Below are 20,481 nucleotides of genomic sequence, written 5' to 3'. Positions count from 1 at the left end.
CGCTCGGTCAGCGCTGGCGCGAGCCGACCAGCGAGGCGAAGGCGATGGTGTTGTCGGCGTAGCCGACGCTTCCGCCGATCCACGCGCCGCCGCAGGTGATCAGGCGGAGCCCGGGCCCGCCGTCGCCGCCGTAGACCCGGTCTGCGGGCAGGCGGTTCTTGTCGAACCGTTCGACCGAGGTGACCGCGAACACCGCGACCGAACGGTGAGCCCGAGTGATCTCGACGCGGGAGCCCTTACGCAGGTCGCCCAGCCGGTGTCGTCGGCCCGTTACAGCGGGGGCACGGCGATGGACCCGTCGGCCGCCACGCCGACCGGCCCCACCGCCGCGTTCACCTTGATCGCGTCAATGCTGATCCGCACCGGCCGGCTCGGACCCAACGCCTCCGCGCTGCCCCGCTGACCGACGAAAGGCAACCAGCCCAACAGGCCGCTGCCGCTGCCGTTGCTGCCGAGCCCGGCGCCGGTAGCGAACACCCCGGCAAGGATCAGCACGACGGCCAGCGCAACGTGCGGTCGCCGGGCCCGCTCGACGCGGCGCCCAGGCGCCGTCCGCACCCGCGCGCTGGCCATACCCGCTCCCTCCCCCTGCGCGCCAACCCGTCGCGGCGGCCGGGCACGCTGACCAGGACTCCGCCGTTGGAATCGGTCGGACCGCCGGCCACGTCCTGACGGTACGTCGACCACGCCGAGGCGGGCCGGCGGTCAGCGGTTCATCACCATGCCGCCCAAGCGGGCGTTTCGCGCACGGATCAGTGCCGCGCGCCGGCGGTATCCGGCGGCCAGCAGGACAGCCAACGCCCCGCCAGCCATGGCCCACTTTGATGCGGGACCGAGCCAGGTGGCCAGGGTGCGGGCGGAGGCGAGGCGCGTACCCGCCGGCGGCCTGGGCGGCGGGGCCGAGCGACGCGTCAGTTGGTGGACGCATCGGTGGAGGCGGTGGAGTGCAGCCGGTCCAGCAGCTTCTGCAAAGCGGTGATCTCGGCCTGCTGGCCGGCGCGCATCCGCGCCGCCAGGTCGCGGACTTCCGGGCGGGGCTCTGCGGCCAGGATCGCCTCGACCATGGCGAGTCCGCCGCGGTGGTGGCGGATCATCAGCTCGGCGAACCTGATGTCCAGGTTCCGGCCGGTGGTCTCGCGCAGCTGGGTGATCTCGGCCTTGGTCGCCATGCCCGGCATGGGTGCGGCGCCGGTCGCGTCTGCACCGCCGTGGTCCATGCCGTTCATGTCGTTCATCCAGGCCATGGCCGGTTGGCTGCCGGTCGGTGGCAGGCCCCACTGGGTCAGCCAGGTCCGCATGATGCCGATCTGCGCCTGTTGGGTGAGTGCGATGTCCATGGCGAGGGTGGCGACCTCGGGATCGTCGGTACGGGCGTGCACGATCATCGACATCTCCACGGCCTGGGCGTGGTGGGTTGCCATGTCCCGGGCGAAGCCGGCGTCGGCGGACGTGTCGCCGGGTGCCCGCACGGCCGGAACGAGCAGTCCCACGGCGACACCGACGGCGAAGACGACGAGGGCCGCGGCCACGAGCGGCCACCAGCGGCGACTCGCCGGCGGGTCCGGCTGGGGTTGCGGGGGTGTTTGCGCGTTGTCCATGGCTGGCCCCTACTGGCCCTGAGGGGCAAGGTCACGGGGCGTCGTGCCGGTGGCGGTGATCCCACCCGAGCACGTCGCGCCCTGCTCGGGTCCGGCGTTGACCCGGGCCGCGCGGATGAACTCGTCGATCCGCTCGTCGTCGGCGGAGGGGACGGTGAGGCGGTAGCCCCACGCCTGTAGCGAGATCGGCGCGTCGAGGTTGTCGTGCGGGCTGAGCAGCATGTAGTCGACGCCGCGGACCCGCCCGGCCAGGCGCTGCACCTCGTCGGCGGGCAGGTCGGACCGGTAGGTGATCCACACCGCGCCGTGTTCCATGCTGTGGGTGGCGTGCTCGGCGGCGATCGGCGCGTCGTAAACGTCGCCGGTGCAGTTCTGCCACGCGCTGTTGTGGCTGCCACCCACCGACGGGGTCACCTCGTAGGTCAGCGGGCCGCTCTTGTGCTCACTAGCCAGCCACGCCGGCTTCTTCGACGCGTAATCCGTCACGCCGGACAGGCCGGTCAGACGCTGCGCCCAGGGCCGGGTGCCCTGCCACGTGGCGACCGCGGCGTAGCCGATGATCGCCACGCCGAGCACGCTCACCGCCGTGACGACGGCGATGACGCCCCACGGCCGGCCGGGGCGCACCGCGACGGCCTTCGCCGGTCGGGTACGGGCAGAGGACTTGGAAGCTCTCATCACGATGCCTCTCACTAGTGGGAGTGGGGGATGCGCCCGATGGGCGGAAGACATGCCGATGTTCCTGGACGGCTCCAGTCGAATGGAGCCGGTGAGCAGCAGGTGGCTGACGCGTACCCATCGCCCTAACCCGCTCAGGAACGCGACGCGGGCAGGGGATGCGGGGGCCGGAAGCACACCCGGCCAGCGCGGGCAGTGCCTGTCCGGGGCGGTCGCCCGCCACGACAGCCATGGCGATACCCGGTTCCCGCTCGCGGCGGCGAGGCAGGCTGCCTGCGCCGCCGAAGCCATGCCACGCGGAGTGGCTCTTACGTGCGGGACACCGCCAACTGTGTCAGGCGAGGACACAGATGGGTCCCCGGGTCATCCTGATGGATCCGCTCGGCGGGCAACGGAGGCAGTCGCCGGCTCGTCAGAGTCAACGGCCGGATGAGTGAGGCCGTGACCGGGGTAGTGCTCGACGACTGGGTGGGGCAGGCCTGCTCAGCATGGCTGGGGCGGTCCTGGGGACAGTCCTGGCCGTGGTGAGCCACGCTGACACCGGCCAGCGGTTGGGTGTGCCTGCGCGCCGCGCTGGCGCCGGTGACCGGGTGGGCGGCGATCAGCGCCACGAGGACAACCAGGAGCAGGCAGACGACGCGGCTGAGGCGTCCGTCGCCTCGCTGCGCCGTGGTCATCTGCCAGCGTCTCATCGCGGAGATCCTATCCGCCCCGCCGCTGCCCTGCCGTTCCGACTGCATGACGGGATGGTCTGCCCTTCAGGCCCTGCGTCGGCGCTGCCAGGCGTACAGGGCCGCGCCGCCGGCGGCGAGGACGGCCACGGCGGCCCCGACCCGGATCCACAGCCCGAGCAGGCGACGCGGGTGGACCCCGACGGCGGCGAGACAGTGGTGGACACGGTCGAGCTGCGCTTCGGTGACCATGTGCGGGTCCGCCCGGGTGTGCGCATCGGCGCCGACGCGGTCGTCGTCGACGGCATCAGCGAGGTGGACCAGGCCACCATCACAGGGGAGCCGCTGCCTGCGGGCAAGTCGGTCGGCGACGAGGTGTTCGCCGGCACCCTCAACGGCACCGGCACGCTCGTCGTACGCGTGCACCGTGAAGCGGGCGAGTCCGTGATCGCCCGCATCGTCGCCCTGGTGGAGCAGGCGTCGGCGACCAAGGCCAAGACGCAGCTGTTCATCGAGAAGGTCGAACAGCGGTACTCGATCGCGGTGGTCGTCGCCACCCTGGCGCTGTTCGCCGTACCCCTGCTCTTCGGCGCCGACCTGCGCTCGACGCTGTTGCGGTCGATGACGTTCATGATCGTGGCATCGCCGTGCGCCGTGGTCCTCGCCACGATGCCGCCGCTACTGTCCGCGATCGCCCTCGCCGGCCGCCACGGCGTCCTGGTCAAGTCCGCCGTGGTGATGGAACACCTCGCCGACCCCGAGCGGGTGGCGTTCGACAAGACCGGCACCCTCACCGAAGGCCATCCCCGCGTCGTCGACATCCACCCCATCGGCGACGCCCGCCCGGAGGAGGTGTTGCGGCTTGCCGCCGGGGCCGAGCACGCCAGGCGAACACCCCGTCGGTGCCGCGGTCCTCGCGGCGGCGCAGGACCACGGGCTGCCGGTGCCGGCGGCGGCCGACTTCACGTCCGTGCCCGGCCGGGGCGTACGCGCGGTGGTCAACGGCCGGCAGGTGGCCGTGGGCAGGCCGGTCCTGCTCGACGAGCTCACGCCCATGGCCGTGGCCCAGGCCCGGGCCGTGGCCGCCGACGCGCAGGCCACCGGCCACACCGCCATGGTGGTGATCGTCGACGGGACGCCCGTCGGGGTGCTTGCCCTGGCCGACCGGATCCGCTCCGACGCCGTCATCGCGCTGACCCGCCTCACCGGGGCCAGGCCGATGCTGCTCACCGGTGACAACGCCGGCGCCGCCGGGCACCTGGCGGCGGAGGCCGGGATCACCGACGTGCACGCCGGGCTGCTGCCGCAGGACAAGGTCGACCAGGTGCGCGCCGTACAGGCCAGCGGCCGGCGGGTGCTGCTCGTCGGCGACGGCGTCAACGACGCACCCGCCCTCGCCGCCGCCAATCTCGGCGTCGCCATGGGCCGCGGCGGCTCCGACCTTGCCCTCCAGCGCCGACGCCGTCCTCGTCCGCGACGACCTGGCCACCCTGCCCAGCGCGACCGCCCTGTCCCGGCGCGCCCGCCGCCTCGTCACGGCGAACCTGATCATCGCCGGCACCCTTCATCACCGTGCTGGTCTGCTGGGACCTGTTCGGCAACCTACCCCTCCCCCTGGGTGTCGCCGGGCACGAAGGCTCCACCGTCATCGTCGGCCTCAACGGCCTACGCCTACTCGCCTCCTCCGCATGGCGACGCGCCCAGACCGAAGGGGCGCCGTGAGCCGCCGCGGCCGGGACGGCGGCGCGACGGCCGGTTGCACCGTCACGGTCTGCCAGGGCTGCTGCTGCGGCACCTCCGCCGGGTTCGACCACGCCGGGCAACTGGCCCAGCTGCAAGCGGCAGTCGCCGACGTCGCTGTGGTACGGGTCAGCGACTGCCTCGACACCTGCGCGCACGCCAACGTCATCGTCGTACAGCCCTCCCCGCCGGCCGCCGCGCCGGCGGGCGACCGGGCTGGCTCGGCCTGATCAACGACACCGACGCGAGCGACGACATCGCCGCCTGGATCCGCGCCGGCGGCCCCGGCCTGGCCGACCCACCCGGCGTGCTCGACCTCTACGCGTTCACCCCGCCCCGCCGCGTCCGGCAACACCTCACCTGAGACGCGGATGAGGAGTAGCCGGCTCGGGTGACGTCAGAAGCCGGCCAGAAACAGCACGCCGGCGGCGATCAGACCAACCCCCACGACGGCGACGAACAGTCGGTCGCTGATCCGCCCCACGGTCTTCTTGCCCACCCAGGCGCCCAGCAGGGTCGCGGGAGTCAGTGCCACCGCAGTCCGAACAGCGCGGTGAACACGGGCAGCAGCAGCACACCGCCGCCGGGGCCGGCCACCGCCGACATCCAGGCCAGCGCGAACGCGGCCAACGACGCCCCGGCGAGGGCGCCGACCAGATCCGTCGCCATGCCCCCACCTCCACCTGTTCCAGACCACCAGCTACGGAACAGTCCATGCTCGCAGACACCACGACGGCAGCGATCACGACCGCCGCGTCATCGAGCGCGCCTCCCGAAGCTGCTCAAAGTCGGTGGGACCGAGCCGCGCTGGTTTGGCCGACCAATCGCCGGGCACGAACACCAGGGTGCCCTGACGGCGCCTCGCGCTCTGGGTCGAGGACAGGAGAGGACGCCTGTGAACGTAGTCGGCACGGCAGCGATCCTGGTGGCCTTTCCCGTCGTGGCCACCGTGACAGGCGCGGTGATCGCTACGTTGAGGACTCCCGGCCCGGCGGTCTCCAGCGGAATCCAGCACTTCGCCGCCGGAGTGGTGTTCGCCGCGCTCGCTGGCGAGCTGCTGCCGGAGTTGCGCCGAGAAGGCCACCTGCTGATCGTGGTGGGCGCGTTCACCGCCGGCGTGGTTCTGCTGTTGGCTCTGGGGGCCTACTCCCGCCGGGTGGAGGCCACCCGCCCCATCGGTGTCCCCGCCGGGCTGCTGGCCGCGGTCGGTGTCGACCTGCTCGTAGACGGCCTGCTCGTCGGCTTGGGCGTCACCCTCGGAAAGAGCCAGGGCGTCATCCTCACGATCGCACTCACCCTGGAGGTCCTGTTCCTCGGCCTGTCGGTGAGCGCCGCACTGGCCAAGCGAGGTGCGGGCCGGGTGCGGGCCGCCATGATTCCGAGTGCGCTCGGTCTGGCGACCGCTGCAGGAGCGATCGGCGGTGCGGCACTGCTCGGCGGCGCCAGCCGTGGGGTCCTGGCCGCTGTGCTGGCCTTCGGTGCTGCTGCCCTGCTGTACCTGGTCACCGAAGAGCTTCTGGTGGAGGCTCACGAACACCCCGAGACCCCGTGGACGGCCGCCCTGTTCTTCGTCGGGTTCCTCGGGCTGTACACCCTCGCCGGGTTGTAGCGCGTACTGGCAAGCGCCAGGTCACCAGCGCCAGTGGCACTGGCGGGCTTGTCTATGCCCGGTGCCGTGGTGAGCGGCTGTCCCCGGCGCTGCTCAGCCGCAGCTGTCCCAGTGCGCACGTAGCTGCTGGTGTCATCGCCACGGGATCAGAGCCGCCGAGAATCACCGCTCAGTCGTGCTCAAGAACACCGCCGCCGAGCAGTTGCAGAAACGCGCCGCTGGTCTACATGCGGTAGGTCGCCTGAGGGCCGCACGGGCGGGCACCTCAGGGTGGGGCTGGCAGGCTCGGCGACGGGAAGTGTGCGGGGCGATTCCGCCGGGCAGGCGCGCGTGACGTGGCCGGGCCGCTCGTCCGGGCAGGGCTGGGCGTGCAGGGCCGTCGAGGACGGGGACGGGTGAGTGACACTCGCCGCGGCCACGTCGAGCGTCCCGTGGGCCGCGATCATCGCGACGACCGCGGCGACGAGGAAGCAGAGCAGCTCGCGCAGACGCAGGCCATCGCGTCGACTGACCGGGTCCCGCCACCGCACCGGCACGGGACGGATCCTATCGGTGGAAGTGTCCACGAAGGGCATCAGCGCCCGAGCCCGACCAGGTCGCCGCACTCAGGGCCGGTGTCGCCGCAACGACACCACGATGCCGGCGGCGGCCAGCAGCGCCAGGACGATCCCGACGACCAGCCACACCCCGCCGTTACCGGCGTCCTGCTGAGTGCTCGCGGCAGGTCCATCGGTGATCGGGGCGTCGGTGGCAGGTGCGACGCTCGGGCTGCTCGCCTCGACGGCGGAGCCGGTCGGGCTGGGGGTCGGGGCGGCGGCGAGTTTCACGGTCGGGGCGGGGTTGGCCGGCTCCGGGTTGGCGGAGCTGGGCACCTCGATCCACCGGTCGATACGTCCGTCGCTGTACTTCTGCAGGATCTTGAACGACACCTGCGCAGTGTTGGGCAGCTGCCGCACGCGTACCTGGTGTTCGGCGTCCTGCCCGACCGGGACGGCCGGTCCGGCGACGGTGTAGCTGTTCGGCGTGGTGGTGGACAGTTTCCAGCCGGGCGGGGCCTTGAGCAGGGTGATGTCTGACGCGGCGATGCCCTCGGGCAGGTAGACCTGCACCGAGGTGGTGCCGGCGGTGCGGGACTCGGCCTCGGCGTCGACGGACAGCACGGCGTTGGCGGCGCCCGCGCGCGCCGGCGTCAGCTTCGCGTCGGTGTGGGCCCACGCGGGGCTGGCCGCCGTGACGGTGGCGGCCGTGACGGCCAGTGCGACGATCGCCCATCGGTGTCTCATCCGAACCAACTTTCTGCCTCGTTCGTGTGCCGTCGTCGACAGGTAGTCGTTGATCGCCCGCTGCCGGTTCCCGGCACCGGCATTCGGCGGGCGGCGGTTCACCGGGGAACCTGCCGGTCTCGTTCGGCGAGTCCGGCGAGCATGCGGTTGTAGGCGGCCAGTTCGTCGTCCTCGCGGCCCTCCGCTTCGGCGCGGTCGGCCGCGCGGTCACGGCGGCGGGCTTCCCGCTCGTCGGCGCGGATCCACTGCAGCATCAGGGCGCCGAGCACGATGACCGTGGGCAGTTCCCCGAAGGACCAGGCGACCCCGCCGGCGTTGCGCTGGTCCTGAAGTGGAGTGGGCCCCCAGGGACGGGCGAGGGCGGTCCACCAGTCGGCGGCGAGAACGCCGCCCGACTGCATGAGCGCCACACCGAGGAAGGCGTGCAGCACCATGCTGATCAGCACCAGGATCGCCTTCAGCGGGTGTGGCACCCGCCGGGGGGCGGGGTCGATGCCGATCACGGTCCAGAAGAACAGGTACCCGACGCCGAGGAAGTGGCCGATCATGGCCAGGTGCGCGGCGTGGGAACGGACCGCCAGCTCGTACAGGCCGGTGAAGTAGAGCACGTACAGGCTCACGACGTACAGGGCCAGCGCGACCACTGGATGGGTCAGCGCGCGGGAGACCCGGGAGTGCAGGGCGGTCTGCAGCCACTCACGGGGGCCGGGCCACCGGGGGTCGGTCGACGGGGGCAGCGCGCGCAGGGCGAGGGTGACCGGCCCGGCGAGCACCAGCAGGATCGGGGCGACCATCATCAGCAGCAGGTGCTGCACCATGTGCACGGCGAACAACACCGGTCCGTAACGGGCCAGGCCGCTGGACGTGGCGATGACGATCACCGCGCAGCCGGCCAGCCACAGCGCGGTGCGGGCGGGCGGCCACGTGTCACCGCGGCGGCGCAGTCGCCACACCCCGGCCAGGTACAGCCCGGCGGCGGCCACCGCGGCGGCGATGATCAGCGGGTCGGGCAGCCACAGCCTCGCCACGGTCTCGATGCTCAACGGTGGCGGCATGGGGAAACCGAGCAGGGCCGCCGTCGAGTCCTCCTCCACCTCACCGAGCGGTGCGGGGGTACGCGACAGCGCCACGGCGGCGCCGAGGGTGGCGGCGAACAGCAGCGTCTCCACCACCGCCACCCGCAGGAACGGACGCCGCCGCCCCGCGCACAGGGCGGGCATCGAACGGCGGCGGTGCAGCAGCCCGGCCACCCCGACCGCGGCGAGCGCCGCGATCTTGACCAGCAGCAGTTGCCCGTAACGGGTGGTCAGCAACTCCGCCGGGGCGGACAGGCGGGTGGCGGCGGACACCAGGCCGGAGGCGCCGACGACGACCAGGCAGGCCAGCGCGAGCGGCGAGAACCGGCGCACCGCGACGGCCAGGTCGGCGGTCGACCCGCGGGCGGTGACGGCCAGGGCGAACAGACCCCCCGCCCACAGGGTGACCGGGATGACGTGTAGCAGCTGCCCGGACACCGCGATCTGGTGGTTGCCGGAACCGGCGGCGTGCCCGGTGAACACCGGCGGGATCGTCGCCGCCACCGCGATACACAACGCCGCCAGGGCACCGCCCGGACGCAGGCTCCTGGCGGCGATCAGCGCCACGAGCAACGCGAGGACGCCGCTGAGGGCCAGCGCCTGCCCGAGCGCCACGCTGAGGGCGAAGTGCAGCACCGCCCGCACGGACAACACCTGGGCGGCGGGCAGCCCGAACAGGTCGACCAGGGTGTAGCAGACCGCCACCGCGGACGCCGCCGCCCAGGCGGCAGCACTGAATGCCGCAGCGCGCAGGCGGCGGTAGCCCAGGGCCGACAGGCGACCTTCGTCGTCGCGGGGCGACAGCATCACCACGGCCAGCAGCAGCCCGACGGTGATGACCGCACCGACCTGCATGCCCAACCGGGCGGCCGGCAGGATCCACGCGGTGGTCGGGCCCGGGTCCGGCAGGCCCGGCACCGTCTGGGGTACCGCGCCGCCACCCCACCACAACAGCGCCGCTCCGACCGCGGCCGCGACGAGGACAGTGCCGACGGGCACCAGCACCGGACGCCGCACGACGCTCTGCATGCTCATCGCCGGGCCGCCCGCTTGCGCCACAGCAGCAGACCCGCCCCGGCCGCCACGAGCGCGAGCAGCACCGCCACCAGCCCGACCCCCATGCTCGGGGCGCCATCAGCGGCGGCGGCCGAGGAAGCGGCAGTGGTCGCCGGCACCGACGGCGGTGTGGTGAGGGCCGACGCCGGCGGTGCGGATGCCGCGAGCGGGGACGCCGACGCGGTGACGGTGAACGTGTAGGAGCTCTGCACCGGATGCCCGTCGACGGACACCACCCGGTACGCCACCGTGTACCTGCCGGCGGGCAGGTCAGACTTGAGCGGCTGGGTGGCGCGGGTACCCGACACGGCCGGCTTGCCGGCGACGGCGGCAACGTCACCCGGGGCGGTGACCGCGATGGTCGTGAACCGCGGATCGAGCCGTTCGACGAAGATCAGCTCGATCTGTTGCGGGGCGGCGGCCAGACGGGCGTTGGCGGCCGGCGTCGAGTCGCGCAGGGCGTTGTGTGCCCACGCCGGCGTGGCCGGCACGAGCAGGGCGGTGGCCACGCAGAGGGCAGCAGCAACACGGACGGGCAGGACGAAACGGTACGTGCGGGTCAAGGCCGGACTCCCAGCTAGCGGGTCATTCCTCAGATAGTCGCGCAGAGGCAGCGGAAAGTTCCCCACAAACCATCACCAACCGCTTGCGTCGCAGACGCCGTCGGCGCCCTGCGGCTCGGCCTGCAGGGTCGCGTGCTCGATGGAGAACCGATCGTGCAACACCTGCCGGGACGCGGCCAGGACCCCCGCCAGGTCACTGTCGCGAGCGAGGATCAGATGCGCCGACGCGACCTCCATCCCCGAGGTCAGGGTCCAGACGTGCAGGTCGTGCACGTCGGCGACGCCGTCGACCGCGGCCAGGGCGTCGCGGACCTGCGCGACGTCCAGGTGCGGCGGGGCGGCCTGCACCAGCACCCGCACCGCGGCCCGGCCCAGCTTGTAGGTGCGGGGCAGGATGAACAGGCCCACCGCCACCGCGATGATCGGGTCGGCGTACCACCAGTCGGTCAGGGCGATGATTCCAGCGGCGACGATGACGCCGACCGAGGTGAACAGGTCGCCGAGCACCTCAAGGTAGGCGCCGCGCACGTTCAGGCTCTCCTCCGAGCCTGAACGCAGCAGGAAGAATGCCGCGATGTTGGCCACCAGGCCGGCCACCGCGACGACCAGCATCGGCCCGGCCAGCACCTCGTGCGGCGCGGAGAAGCGGCGCACCGCTTCCACCAGCACGTAGATGGCGACGCCGAACAGCAGCACCGCGTTGGCCAGCGCGGCGAGGACCTCCATCCGATACAACCCGAATGTGCGCTGCCCGTCGTGAGAGGCCTTGCTGGCTGCGGTGATCGCCGCCAGCGCCATGCCGATGCCGAGCACGTCGGTGAACATGTGCCCGGCATCCGACAGCAGCGCCAGCGAACCGGTCAACCACGCCGCGACCGCCTCGACCAGCATGAAAGCGACCAGCAGGGCGAACGCCGCCCACAACCGGCCCCGGTGCTTCTCACCGGCGCGCATGATCTGCTGCCCGTGGTCGTGTCCCTCGCCCATGCCCGGCTGCCCCTCCTGTCGACCGACCGAGCCAACATATGCTCACATTGCAATAAGTGCAACTCAACTGGAGGTGGATCGATCCCCCGCAGCAGGGGCCGCCCCTTCAACGGCGGGCCCGCCCTCGGCGGGTGGCGCCACGGAACCGGCCCCGTCCGCATCCATGGCCCGGGCGGCGGCGAGCAGGGTTCGCAGACGTCTGACGGCAGCGACGGCGTCCGCGTGGTCGATCACCTGCACGCTCAGCAGCGGCACCACGTCGCCGTTGACCAGATCCAGCGACGCCCACACCGCCTTGCGGTCGAACCGAACCCGCTCCACCACCTGCCACGGCACGGTGACATCACCGAGCAGGTTGCGCACCCGCACCCGCTCGACGTCGGCCTGCACCCGCAGCCGCCACGGCAGCAGGGTCAGCCCGGTGAATAACACCCCGACCCCGATGACTGCCCACCGGTCGGCGGGAAACAGTTTTCCCCCGTTGGAGGTGGTTCCACTCAAGGTGAGCCCCGCGTACACGTTGATCGCCAGGATCACCGCTGCGGCGCCCAGGCTGATCTGCCGTATCCGCCTCGGCCGCACCGTCACGTCCCCGGCCGCCGGATCGTCGTGCCCGGCTGTCGCCGGCGTACTCATGTTCACAGACCCTCCTGGTCCTCGTGGTCAACGTCGGGTGTTCGGCCGCACGGGCCGTCGCTAGCCATGCCGGTCGGCTGGCAAGGCGGGCCGGGCGGAAGCACACCGCAGCGGCGCTCGTCCGCCACCGGTCGAGGACGCCCACGCGTGGGCCGCGACCGACGGTCGAGGCGTGACTTCGACGAGCAGCGGCCGGCAGAACCACGCATGGTCGTCGAGGCGAGGCCCGACGCCAGGAGCTGCCTATCGGGCGCGGCCGCGTCCGCGGGCAGCCGGAGAGCAGCGTGGCGGGAGCCGCCGGCGGGACGCCTCACGGCACTGGAGTGACGACCTTCGCACAGGCGCGGCCGCAGGTGGTTGTCTGCGCAGCGGCGCGGTGGTGGCGGCACGGTGTCGATGCGGACATCTGTCAGCAGGCTCGGCGCCGCGGAGACCGCTGGCGGCATTTGCCTGAGCCGGCAGCCGTCATCGACGCCGGTGCGACGGGACCGTGCCGGCAGCGGCGCGTTCGAGGTGTCGAGGTCTAGCGGTCCTGGAAGCCCGGGTAGTCCGAGACGTGCCGGCGGGGGTCGTCGTTGAGCCACCGCAGCATGTCCTCGTAGGCGGCCACCTGCGGATCCTGGGCGTCGGTCTGCGTCACAGCGGCGGGCGTCATCCGCGCCGGCGCCGCGCCGTCCGGGTCGCTGCGCTCGAAGCGCCAGCTGTGACCCAGCGACGGCACCGCTGCCTGCGGCCTGCCCCCCTGCCGTCGGACGTCGGCGTGGCTCAACCGCTCGCGCACCACCTTGACCCAGAAGAAGACCCCGAAGGCGGCAAAAAGCGGCCACTGCAACGCGTACCCGTAGCTGAGGGTGTTGCCCTGCCGCGCGTGTTGCCACTGCCACCAGCCCAGCCGCAGGAACACCACCGCGACCACACCGACGAGCACGTGGCCAACGAGCCAGCGGGGACGAAGCCAGGGCGACACGCCCCGACGATAGCCGCTCGGGAAGCCAGGCATGTTGTCCGCCCTCTCTCTGCGTGACGTACGGTAGCGGCGTGAAGGTGTTCCCCGTTGCGCTCGACTCCGGCGAGACCGCCAGCCTCCGCTCCGACGACACCACGGTGTGGATCACCCCCGCCGCCACCCGCTGGCGGAGGCTGCTGCACTGGTCCGCCGGAGCGGTGATGCTCGGCCTCGGCCTCGCTGCCATCTCCATCGGTGTCGGCCACGCGATCGGCCCGGCCGTCGGCCTGTGGGCCACCGCCGCGACAGTCGGCCTGATCATCGCCGGCGGCATCGGTGCAGCCGTCGCCGCAGTGCTGCTCTGGCGCGCCGAGCGCCACCCCGGCTCCGCCATCCACGTACGGGACATCAGCGCGGCCCGCAGTGAGCAGGCCAACGGCGGCATCACCGTCACGATCGAACACGTCAACGGGGTGACCCACCGGTTCACGGGCACCGGCATGACCGGCGCCCGCACCGCCCAGCTGTTCGCCCGGCTGCTCTCGGCCGCCGCCGCGCCGCACGACGAGGAGAGCTCCGCGCCGCACGCAGGTGCGACAACCGCCGCGGGCCGCGGCGCAAACCCCGTCAAGTAGCGGCTGACCACGGCTCAGGCCCCCGCGTAGGAGTGCAGACCAGAGATCACCAGGTTCACCGCGAACAGGTTGAACATCATCGTCGCCCAGCCCACCACCGCCACCCACGCCGCGGTGGTGGCCCGCACACTCGCGGTCGCGTTCGCGTGCAGGTAGGCCGCATACACCACCCAGGAGATGAACGCCCACGTCTCCTTCGGGTCCCAGCCCCAGAAGCGGCCCCACGCCGCCTCCGCCCACACCGCTCCGGCCATCACCGCGAAGGTCCACACCAGGAAGCCCGCCCCGTGCATCCGGAACGACAGCCGCCGCCACACCGCCATCGCGGGCAGCCGCGCCGCCAAGGTGTCACGCAGATCCCCCGATCTCGGCGTGCCCCGTCGCTCATAACGCGCCCGTAGCAGCAGGGCCACGGCAGCGACGAACCCGATCAGGAACAACCCGGACGCGATTGCGGCGGCGCTGACGTGCACCGCCAGCCACACCGACTGCAACGCCGGTACCAGCGGACCCGCCGGCGTGTACACGTGCAGGCCCGCCGCGGCGAGCAGCACCAACGCGCACACCGCGACGTACAGGCCCAGTGGCCGCAACGCGGGGCGCCGGACCGCCAGGACCAGCCAGGCGAGCACCCCGACCAGGGTCACCGCCACGATGAACTCGTACATGTTTCCCCACGGCACGCGCCCCGCCGCGGCCGCCCGGGCGACCAGGCTGCCGGCCTGCGCCGCCGCGGCCGCCCCGACCGCGCCCAGGCCGACGACGCGCCCGATGGCAACCCGGCGCGACACGGCAGCCATCGTCGGGACGGCAGCCGCAGGCACCGTCGCAGGAACCGGTACGGCAACCCGCCGCGGTGCCACCTGGGCCGCGGCAAAGGCGATCACGGCCGTGAGGTGGCCGAGGAGAGCAAGAGTGAACAGATTGTCAGATAGAGCAGCCATCGACTCTCCACGAATGAGTCAACCCGCTACCGCACGCCCCGATCAGGAGGCGGCGGGCGGGCCGGAGATCAGAGCGATTCCAGCCGGGACGGATAGCCGGACGCGGCGAGCGCCGCGGTCAGCACGGGAGCGGTGACGACGACCGGGTCGGCGTCCACCACCGCGCGGCCCGCTGCTGCGGACACGTGCGCCCGATGCACCCCCGGCAGATCTTCCAAAATTCGCCGTACTGCGCTCTCCGCACGGTCGCAGCACAACCCGCGCACGGCCAGCATGTAAGTGACGGTGTCGTTCACGGCATCCTCAGACCCGACGAAGGGACAGCCGAGCTTGCTGGCCGACTGGCCAGGACCACGTTTGGCAGACTCGGCAGGAACGAAGGCCCGCGACGGCTACTCAGCCGGCCACGTATCAGGACGCGTGGACCGCCACGGGCTCACAACCGCAAACCGGTTCTACACCCGCGACACGCACAACAGTGACAGCAGCCGGACCGTCACAGGCCGGCTCACCGGCCGGTGACGCAGCCCCCGGCCAACAGGTAGCCGGCGGACCCAGCGCTGGAATGCCCCCAGTACGACAGCGCCGCCGATCACCAGCAACAGCAGGCAGGCCGTCACGGCCACGCTCCCGCCATCTGCCGGCGCATGATGCCCGTCAGTCGCCTCCGGATCGGCGGAGGCGAGGGCATCAGCGAGGCTGTTCAGGGCCGCAGACGCGTCGTAGGAAGCGAGGGAGGTCGTGGAACTGGCAGCCGCCGAAGGTGTCGCAGTGTCCAGACCCCTAGCGCACTGCAGCGCGTGCAGGACCAGAACCGCAGCGACGACGACCGCCACCGCGACAGCGCGGTAGCCGCGCATCGCACCAGCCGGACCGTCCCACGTCACCAGCGCAGACTACGACACTCCACGGCCGCAGCCGTCGTGCGGGTGCGGGTTCCCGTCCTGCCCCGGATGCTTATCTCAAGGTCGGCGAACCACTGCGTCACCACGTCGCGTTCGAAAGTCCCGTGGGCCACTCGTCGGCGCGGCCTGCATCGGGCGGTCGTAGCTGGACCGCCTTGTTCGGGCGGCTACCACCGGCTCCGGCCCGACAGCCCTTCATCCAGCGCAGCGGACTTTTTGTCCGACTCGACCATGAAGATCCTTCGTAGAAATGTTGGCGTGTCGGACCACCAGAGTGACGATCCCGCGGATCCCATGACCCGATGGCTCAACAGCCAGCCGCACGCCGGCGCGCAGCCGCGCGTCCGGCGGCAGGGTGGTCTGCGGTTTGCGTTCTACGGCCGGATGTCGACCATCGAGCATCAAGACCGGGTGACGTCCCGGCACTGGCAGCGGGACTGCGCCAGCGAACTCGTCGCCGGTCACGGGCTGATCGTCGCCGAGTACTTCGATGCCGGCTGCTCGCGCCGCCGCGGCTGGCGGCAGCGTCCGCAGGCCGCCGCGCTGCTGGCCGCGCTCCCCGATCCGCACCGTGGGTTCGACGCGATCGTGGTCGGCGAATACGAACGAGCATTCTCCGCCAACCAGCTGCAGCACCTGGCACCCCTGCTCGAACAGCACGGTGTGCAGTTGTGGCCAGCCACGACGGGACTGCCCGCCGCTACCTGTTCACCGGCCTGCTGCGCTGCGCACCATGCGGCCGAAGACTGGAATCCCACTGGATCAACCAGCGTCCGGGCTACCGATGCCGCCAAGGCCACACCAGCACCCAACAGCCCACCAACGGCCGACGCAAGATGCTCTACCTCAGGGAAGACCACATCATCGCGCGACTGATGGGACATCCCGGCCTCGCCAGCGACGCCCAGAACCCGCATGACCTGGCCGCGCTCCTGCACAGAAACAAGATCAGCATCATCTGCGATCAGGAACGATGTACACCGACCACAGGAGCCTCAGGCAAGTGAGCCCGTTCAACCCATGATCAATATGTGGAGATGTTGTGTCCGAGGGATTCGGACACAAAGTCACGGCACCCATGCTCAGCATGGGTGCTCATGCCGTAATCCTATAGCAGCGAGCGGCACTATGGAGTTTCCCGTGTCGGCGTCATGCCGTTATCGGTGACGCACCAAAGTCCACAGAGGGGCTGGTTCGGATTTCGCGCCGGCGGCCCCGGCCTGGCCAACCCACCCGGCATGCTGGACCTGTACGTGTTCGCCCCTGCCCGCCGCGTCGGGCGGCACCTAACCTGACCGCACAAGATGATCGGCTGAGCCATACCAGAGGGCGCACGACGTGCCGTCCTGCCTGCTACTGGGCGCGAACCGAAAGGCGACGGGCACCGGCTCGAACGAGCCGGTGCCCGAGGGCCGGAGATGGGATCAGGCGGAGTAGCCGCGGGTGGCCATCCAGTTCGCCAGGTCGATGGTGGTCATCCAGTAGGCGGCCATGTTCGGGTCGGCGGAGTCGGCGATCCGCACCGTCCGGCCGTCGTCCTTATATCCGACCACGGCGATGTAGTGGCCGCCGGGGAAGGAGTGCCAGCCGCCGTCTGTATCGGTCGCGGAGCCGACGGTGTTGGCGACCACGGCACGGCCGTCGGTGATGGCGGTGACCACGTCGGCCTGGAGCTGGTCGATCTGCGCCGGCGTCGCGGCCTGGCCCGGGATCATGTGCGTCCGGTACGGGTTGCCCTTGACCATCTGGTTGAGCCCGCGAGTGGTGTCCTCCGCCGAGTTGGTGCCGTTCTCGCCAGCGTTCAGCGGGGCGACCATCGCGTCCTGGGTGGTCTCGACGCCGCTCGCGCTGAGCGCGTTGCGCACAGCGGCCGGGCCGCAGTTCCAGTAGGCAGTCTGCGCCTCGTAGGTGTGGTCGAGGACCTTGGTCGACGGAGGCTTCGGCCTCGCCTTCTTGGTCACGTCCGGGTCGGTCGTGGCCCTGTCCTTCGCTGACGGCGACGGCTCGGCGGCGACGCGAGCCTCGCCGCGGGTGGCGACATCACCGAGCCGCGGAGCCAGCCCGGCGGCGGTGTTCCCCTGGCGGACGGGCGCGTTGTGATCGGTGGCGGCCAGCGCCGTGCCGACGCCGCTGGCGAGCACGAGCGCCGCGGCGGAGCCGGCGATGATCTTGTACGGGCGCTCGGTCACAAGACGCCGCAGCTGACGCTTCATGTGGTGCTTCATGTGTTCCTCCACGGGCTGGAGCGGCACAGGCCGGCCCGACGCGCGGAGGAACTCACGCACGTTGTGACTGGGCGGGGTGCCGCGGGGATGGGGAGCGCCCGGTGGGCCGGGCTGGGGGGCAGTTGCCGGGACTCACAGTCAGGCGAGTGTCGGCACCGCGATGCCGTGGAGGCGTGGGGAGTATCGGGAGGTGTTTCGCACGAGGCTGGCACTCCTTCCGTGGCCGCCTACCGGGTTAGCTGACGGATTCGGGCGGGAAGTACGCCCTACCGCGGGCCGTGGCTCGCGGATTCACCCCGGTGTTGCCTGGGTCCCCGGTTCATGAGATCACGATTAGGCGGGTCGGAGCGGCGTCGCCACTTGCGATCGGAAACCGCACCGGACGCGCCGACATTACCGGTGGGTACGTCGTATGCCAAGGGCTCCCACCTGCATAAGCCTCGAACATCGCTACTCTGATCGGAACCTCCAGTTACTCATGCCACTCAATGGGACGAGCAGTTATAGCGGAACCCTCGGGACGTAACCGGACATCGGAATGCTGTTGGCGCTCAATTGCTTGGCCGATCGCCGCATACTCACCCGAATGGCCGTTTCCTGGGCGGCCGTACGTAGCCCCACACCAATTTCAGTCACAATTCAGCAAACCCGGGCCGGCAGCAGCGGCGGTAGTGGTGGTACGGGCCGAGGCCGCGCGCAGACACAAGTCAGTGCGAGCTCCCCGTTACCGCACAGGCGTTCATGGAGATGAAGTTGGCGGCGCTCGTGACACCCGGCAGTCAGCCCGCGCAGACCGCGGGTAGCTCGACGTTCGAATGTCGACGTGGCTTCGACGAAAATCAACCCAATCCCGGCGGGCGGCGTAAGGCCGGATCGCCGCCCTGCCGACGGTTGGGCGCGCGCCGCGCGAAGCAAGTGGGAACCGCGTACGAGAGCATGATCGTCGCGCTGATCGCGGTGGCCCGCTTCAAAATCCGTCACCGCGGGGCCACAGAGCGACCCGACCACGGCTGACCGGGACCGCGGCAATGCCTCGCACCACTCCCGGCGCAGTCCGTCGCCGTTGCGAGTCGGCGATGCCACCATGCTGGCGCTCTCCCCCAACCTGACTTTCTGGATCGTCGAAGCTGACCCGCCCCTACTAAGGGCGGGTAGTAGTTGACCTAGGATGGCGACCGCACCACGTGGGAGCGATGTGTGGGCACCGGCCCGCGCCTCCTTGGCGGAAGGATCAACAGTGCCTTTCCAGCGGCGTCGCCGGGCGGCCTGACCTTGCTTGCTGCATCGCCGGGTCTCGCATGTCCTCAGTCGCCAGCACGTCGCGCCGCGCGCTGGGCAATTCGGGTGTGGCTGGCGCTGTTTCCCGCCCTCATCGTGGCCCTCGGGTTCGCTTCCCCTGCGGCCGCACATTTCAAGCTGCTCCGGGCCGTTCCGGCCGACGGCGCGCGGATCGACGGCGCCGTCCAGGAGATCCGGCTGACGCTCAGCGCCGCCGGCACGCCCACAGGAGCGGGATTCAAGCTTTCCGACGGCAACGGCATCGGCCTACCGGCCGCCAGCCACACGCCCGACGGAGGCCGAACGTGGCTGGTCCACCCGACCGCTCGCCTGACCACCGGCACGTTCAAGCTGCGATGGAGCGTCGCGGCCCCGGACGCCCACCCCCTGACGGGTGTCATCACGTTTACGGTGGCCTCGCCTCCCCCGACGCCCGGAACGGCCGCTAAACCCCAGGCAACAGCCAGCCCGCACGGACATGCCGGCCATGGTGGGCCAGGTGTGCCCCCGGCTTCGCCGTCGGCACACGCGGGAGGACACGCTGTTGGCCACACCGCCGACGCGGAACAGGCGCCGGTGCGGTTTGTCGGCGCCGTCGGGCGTTGGCTTTCCTACGGGGCGATCCTGCTCGGTGTCGGTGGTCTTGTCTTCGCGTTGACCACACTGGTCGGCACACGCAGTGACATCCGGGTGGTGCAGATCTGGGTGCGGACGGCGGGGCTGGCGGTGGCGGCTGGAGCGGCCTTTGAGCTGGTTGCACTCGCGGCGGTCTTCAGCGAGCAGGGCACCTTCGCCTCGGCGGCCAGCGCCTCGTCGGTGACCGCCCTCAGCCAGACACCGGTGGCCGCCGGCCTGGTCCTGCGACTCACCGGTGCGGCCGGTCTGCTCGTGTCCGGTTCACTCGAAGCGGCGCTGATTCGGGGCCGGCACGCGGTCGGGCGTCACTCCGTTCCGACCGTCGCAGCGATACCCACCGACTCCCGGAACCTGGTGACGGCTGCCGCCGTCAGCGCGGCCGGCGACGGCGTTCAGCGGGTGCGAGCGCGACCGGTGCGGCCTGTGCTCATGGCGGTCACCGTGGCACTGCTGCTGGGTTCCTTTCTGGTCGATGGGCACACCGTCACCGCGGAACCTCGGGCCGTCGTCGTGGCGGCCGATTTCGCCCACACCATTGCCGCCGCGGTGTGGGTCGGCGGAGTTCTTCTCCTGGCTGCCCTGTTGCTGAGCCGCGCCCGCCTCGGCGTACCGACGGGTGCCGCCGAAATGGCGGTGCGATTCTCCATACCGGCCACCGCCGCGGTAGCGCTCACGGGTGTCGCTGGCGTCGCGTTGACCCTGCTGATCCTGGAACGGCCGGGCCATCTCGTGACCACCGACTGGGGGCGGGTGCTTCTCGTCAAGGTCGCCCTGGTGGCGGCTGTTGCCCTCGTCGGGCTGTACAACAGCCGGCGCGTCGTGCCCAGGCTGGATGACCGCGCGATGGACGCCACTTATCAGCTACGCCGCACTGTCCTGGTCGAGGCGTTGCTGATGGTCGCCGTCGTGCTGGTCACCGCGATCCTCGTCAACGCCGAGACGTAGTCGGCAGCAGCGCGTGACAGGAGTCGAGGGCACCTCACCGCCAGGGCCGCCTCGCGTGGGTCGGGCGCTG

Annotated in this window: 21 protein-coding genes, 3 pseudogenes and 1 riboswitch; of the genes and pseudogenes, 8 read left to right on the top strand and 16 right to left on the bottom strand. The window is 71.3% G+C overall.

The features are described from left to right. Positions 1 to 7: 7 nt before the first annotated feature. The 3 genes and pseudogenes from BFV98_RS30350 to BFV98_RS30340 form a co-directional block, all read right to left on the bottom strand. Positions 8 to 573, bottom strand: a pseudogene (locus tag BFV98_RS30350) (class F sortase). Between the two features lie 338 nt (positions 574 to 911). Next, positions 912 to 1,598, bottom strand: coding sequence for a DUF305 domain-containing protein (locus BFV98_RS30345; protein ID WP_047890780.1), 687 nt, complete (start codon positions 1,596 to 1,598; stop codon positions 912 to 914). Between the two features lie 9 nt (positions 1,599 to 1,607). Continuing rightward, positions 1,608 to 2,276 (bottom strand): DUF3105 domain-containing protein, encoded by a 669-nt coding sequence (locus BFV98_RS30340; protein ID WP_082171189.1) that lies wholly within the window; start codon positions 2,274 to 2,276, stop codon positions 1,608 to 1,610. A gap of 488 nt (positions 2,277 to 2,764) precedes the next feature. Between BFV98_RS30340 and BFV98_RS33145 the strand changes: the two are divergent. From BFV98_RS33145 to BFV98_RS30320, 3 genes and pseudogenes are all read left to right on the top strand, one after another. Continuing rightward, positions 2,765 to 3,784 (top strand): annotated as a pseudogene (locus BFV98_RS33145) (HAD-IC family P-type ATPase); the annotation flags it as partial. Positions 3,785 to 3,890: 106 nt separating this feature from the next. Further along, positions 3,891 to 4,340: pseudogene (locus BFV98_RS33140) on the top strand (HAD-IC family P-type ATPase); the annotation flags it as partial. A 325-nt stretch (positions 4,341 to 4,665) separates the two neighbouring features. Next, positions 4,666 to 4,917 carry a hypothetical protein gene (locus tag BFV98_RS30320; RefSeq protein ID WP_225319877.1) on the top strand — a complete coding sequence of 84 codons (252 nt, stop codon included), beginning with the start codon at positions 4,666 to 4,668 and terminating at the stop codon, positions 4,915 to 4,917. Positions 4,918 to 5,084: 167 nt separating this feature from the next. Here the strand turns inward: BFV98_RS30320 and BFV98_RS32105 are convergent, their stop codons facing one another. Next, positions 5,085 to 5,222: a hypothetical protein gene (locus BFV98_RS32105; protein WP_176921741.1), complete on the bottom strand. Its 138-nt coding sequence runs from the start codon at positions 5,220 to 5,222 to the stop codon at positions 5,085 to 5,087. Next, complete coding sequence (locus BFV98_RS32405; protein WP_157551500.1) at positions 5,213 to 5,356, bottom strand: hypothetical protein; 144 nt, start codon at positions 5,354 to 5,356, stop codon at positions 5,213 to 5,215. Before BFV98_RS32405 ends, BFV98_RS32105 begins: the two co-directional genes overlap by 10 nt. 226 nt (positions 5,357 to 5,582) lie before the next feature. On the opposite strand from BFV98_RS32405, the gene BFV98_RS30315 reads away from it, so the two are divergent. Further along, positions 5,583 to 6,296 carry a ZIP family metal transporter gene (locus BFV98_RS30315; protein ID WP_030271561.1) on the top strand — a complete coding sequence of 238 codons (714 nt, stop codon included), beginning with the start codon at positions 5,583 to 5,585 and terminating at the stop codon, positions 6,294 to 6,296. A gap of 605 nt (positions 6,297 to 6,901) precedes the next feature. Here BFV98_RS30315 and BFV98_RS30310 read toward each other — a convergent pair. The 6 genes from BFV98_RS30310 to BFV98_RS30285 form a co-directional block, all read right to left on the bottom strand. Further along, positions 6,902 to 7,579, bottom strand: a complete 678-nt coding sequence (locus BFV98_RS30310) for a DUF1775 domain-containing protein (RefSeq protein WP_030271559.1) — start codon at positions 7,577 to 7,579, stop codon at positions 6,902 to 6,904. 98 nt (positions 7,580 to 7,677) lie between these two features. Continuing rightward, a complete protein-coding gene (locus BFV98_RS30305; protein ID WP_030271556.1) occupies positions 7,678 to 9,690 on the bottom strand; it encodes a cytochrome c oxidase assembly protein in 2,013 nt (670 codons plus the stop codon). After that, on the bottom strand, positions 9,687 to 10,274 hold the full coding sequence (locus BFV98_RS30300) for a copper resistance protein CopC (protein ID WP_063778292.1): 588 nt from the start codon (positions 10,272 to 10,274) through the stop codon (positions 9,687 to 9,689). The genes BFV98_RS30305 and BFV98_RS30300 overlap by 4 nt, the downstream gene beginning before the upstream one ends. A gap of 72 nt (positions 10,275 to 10,346) precedes the next feature. Then, complete coding sequence (locus BFV98_RS30295; protein ID WP_030271552.1) at positions 10,347 to 11,261, bottom strand: cation diffusion facilitator family transporter; 915 nt, start codon at positions 11,259 to 11,261, stop codon at positions 10,347 to 10,349. 63 nt (positions 11,262 to 11,324) lie between these two features. Further along, positions 11,325 to 11,798 (bottom strand): PH domain-containing protein, encoded by a 474-nt coding sequence (locus BFV98_RS30290; protein WP_167796919.1) that lies wholly within the window; start codon positions 11,796 to 11,798, stop codon positions 11,325 to 11,327. 622 nt (positions 11,799 to 12,420) lie between these two features. Continuing rightward, a complete protein-coding gene (locus tag BFV98_RS30285; protein ID WP_030271549.1) occupies positions 12,421 to 12,864 on the bottom strand; it encodes a hypothetical protein in 444 nt (147 codons plus the stop codon). A gap of 71 nt (positions 12,865 to 12,935) precedes the next feature. On the opposite strand from BFV98_RS30285, the gene BFV98_RS30280 reads away from it, so the two are divergent. Next, entirely contained in the window at positions 12,936 to 13,478 is a 543-nt protein-coding gene (locus BFV98_RS30280; RefSeq protein ID WP_123111663.1) for a hypothetical protein, read from the top strand. Between the two features lie 14 nt (positions 13,479 to 13,492). Here the strand turns inward: BFV98_RS30280 and ccsB are convergent, their stop codons facing one another. From ccsB to BFV98_RS32855, 4 genes are all read right to left on the bottom strand, one after another. Beyond that, positions 13,493 to 14,422, bottom strand: a complete 930-nt coding sequence (gene ccsB, locus BFV98_RS30275; protein ID WP_030271546.1) for a c-type cytochrome biogenesis protein CcsB — start codon at positions 14,420 to 14,422, stop codon at positions 13,493 to 13,495. Positions 14,423 to 14,490: 68 nt separating this feature from the next. Then, positions 14,491 to 14,718, bottom strand: coding sequence for a cation transporter (locus BFV98_RS31695; RefSeq protein ID WP_082171188.1), 228 nt, complete (start codon positions 14,716 to 14,718; stop codon positions 14,491 to 14,493). Between the two features lie 159 nt (positions 14,719 to 14,877). Further along, positions 14,878 to 15,309, bottom strand: coding sequence for a hypothetical protein (locus tag BFV98_RS30270; RefSeq protein ID WP_030271542.1), 432 nt, complete (start codon positions 15,307 to 15,309; stop codon positions 14,878 to 14,880). Positions 15,310 to 15,522: 213 nt separating this feature from the next. Further along, entirely contained in the window at positions 15,523 to 15,987 is a 465-nt protein-coding gene (locus BFV98_RS32855) for a hypothetical protein (RefSeq protein WP_225319833.1), read from the bottom strand. A gap of 11 nt (positions 15,988 to 15,998) precedes the next feature. On the opposite strand from BFV98_RS32855, the gene BFV98_RS32850 reads away from it, so the two are divergent. Beyond that, positions 15,999 to 16,334, top strand: a complete 336-nt coding sequence (locus tag BFV98_RS32850) for a zinc ribbon domain-containing protein (RefSeq protein ID WP_230650663.1) — start codon at positions 15,999 to 16,001, stop codon at positions 16,332 to 16,334. Between the two features lie 417 nt (positions 16,335 to 16,751). On the opposite strand, the gene BFV98_RS30265 is transcribed toward BFV98_RS32850, so the two are convergent. Further along, the gene (locus tag BFV98_RS30265) at positions 16,752 to 17,552 is read right to left on the bottom strand and encodes a C39 family peptidase (RefSeq protein WP_036310744.1); all 801 of its coding nucleotides are present in this window, start codon (positions 17,550 to 17,552) and stop codon (positions 16,752 to 16,754) included. Between the two features lie 209 nt (positions 17,553 to 17,761). After that, a riboswitch (cyclic di-AMP (ydaO/yuaA leader) is annotated at positions 17,762 to 17,902 on the bottom strand. A gap of 391 nt (positions 17,903 to 18,293) precedes the next feature. Between BFV98_RS30265 and BFV98_RS32095 the strand changes: the two genes are divergently transcribed. Beyond that, positions 18,294 to 18,566 carry a hypothetical protein gene (locus BFV98_RS32095; RefSeq protein WP_135241034.1) on the top strand — a complete coding sequence of 91 codons (273 nt, stop codon included), beginning with the start codon at positions 18,294 to 18,296 and terminating at the stop codon, positions 18,564 to 18,566. Between the two features lie 330 nt (positions 18,567 to 18,896). Beyond that, positions 18,897 to 20,411 carry a copper resistance CopC/CopD family protein gene (locus BFV98_RS30260; protein WP_030271539.1) on the top strand — a complete coding sequence of 505 codons (1,515 nt, stop codon included), beginning with the start codon at positions 18,897 to 18,899 and terminating at the stop codon, positions 20,409 to 20,411. Positions 20,412 to 20,481: the final 70 nt, after the last annotated feature.

It is taken from the genome of Micromonospora sp. WMMB235 (assembly GCF_001855515.1).
Taxonomy (GTDB): Bacteria; Actinomycetota; Actinomycetes; order Mycobacteriales; family Micromonosporaceae; genus Micromonospora; species Micromonospora aurantiaca.
This window is presented reverse-complemented; position numbering and strand designations above follow the sequence as displayed.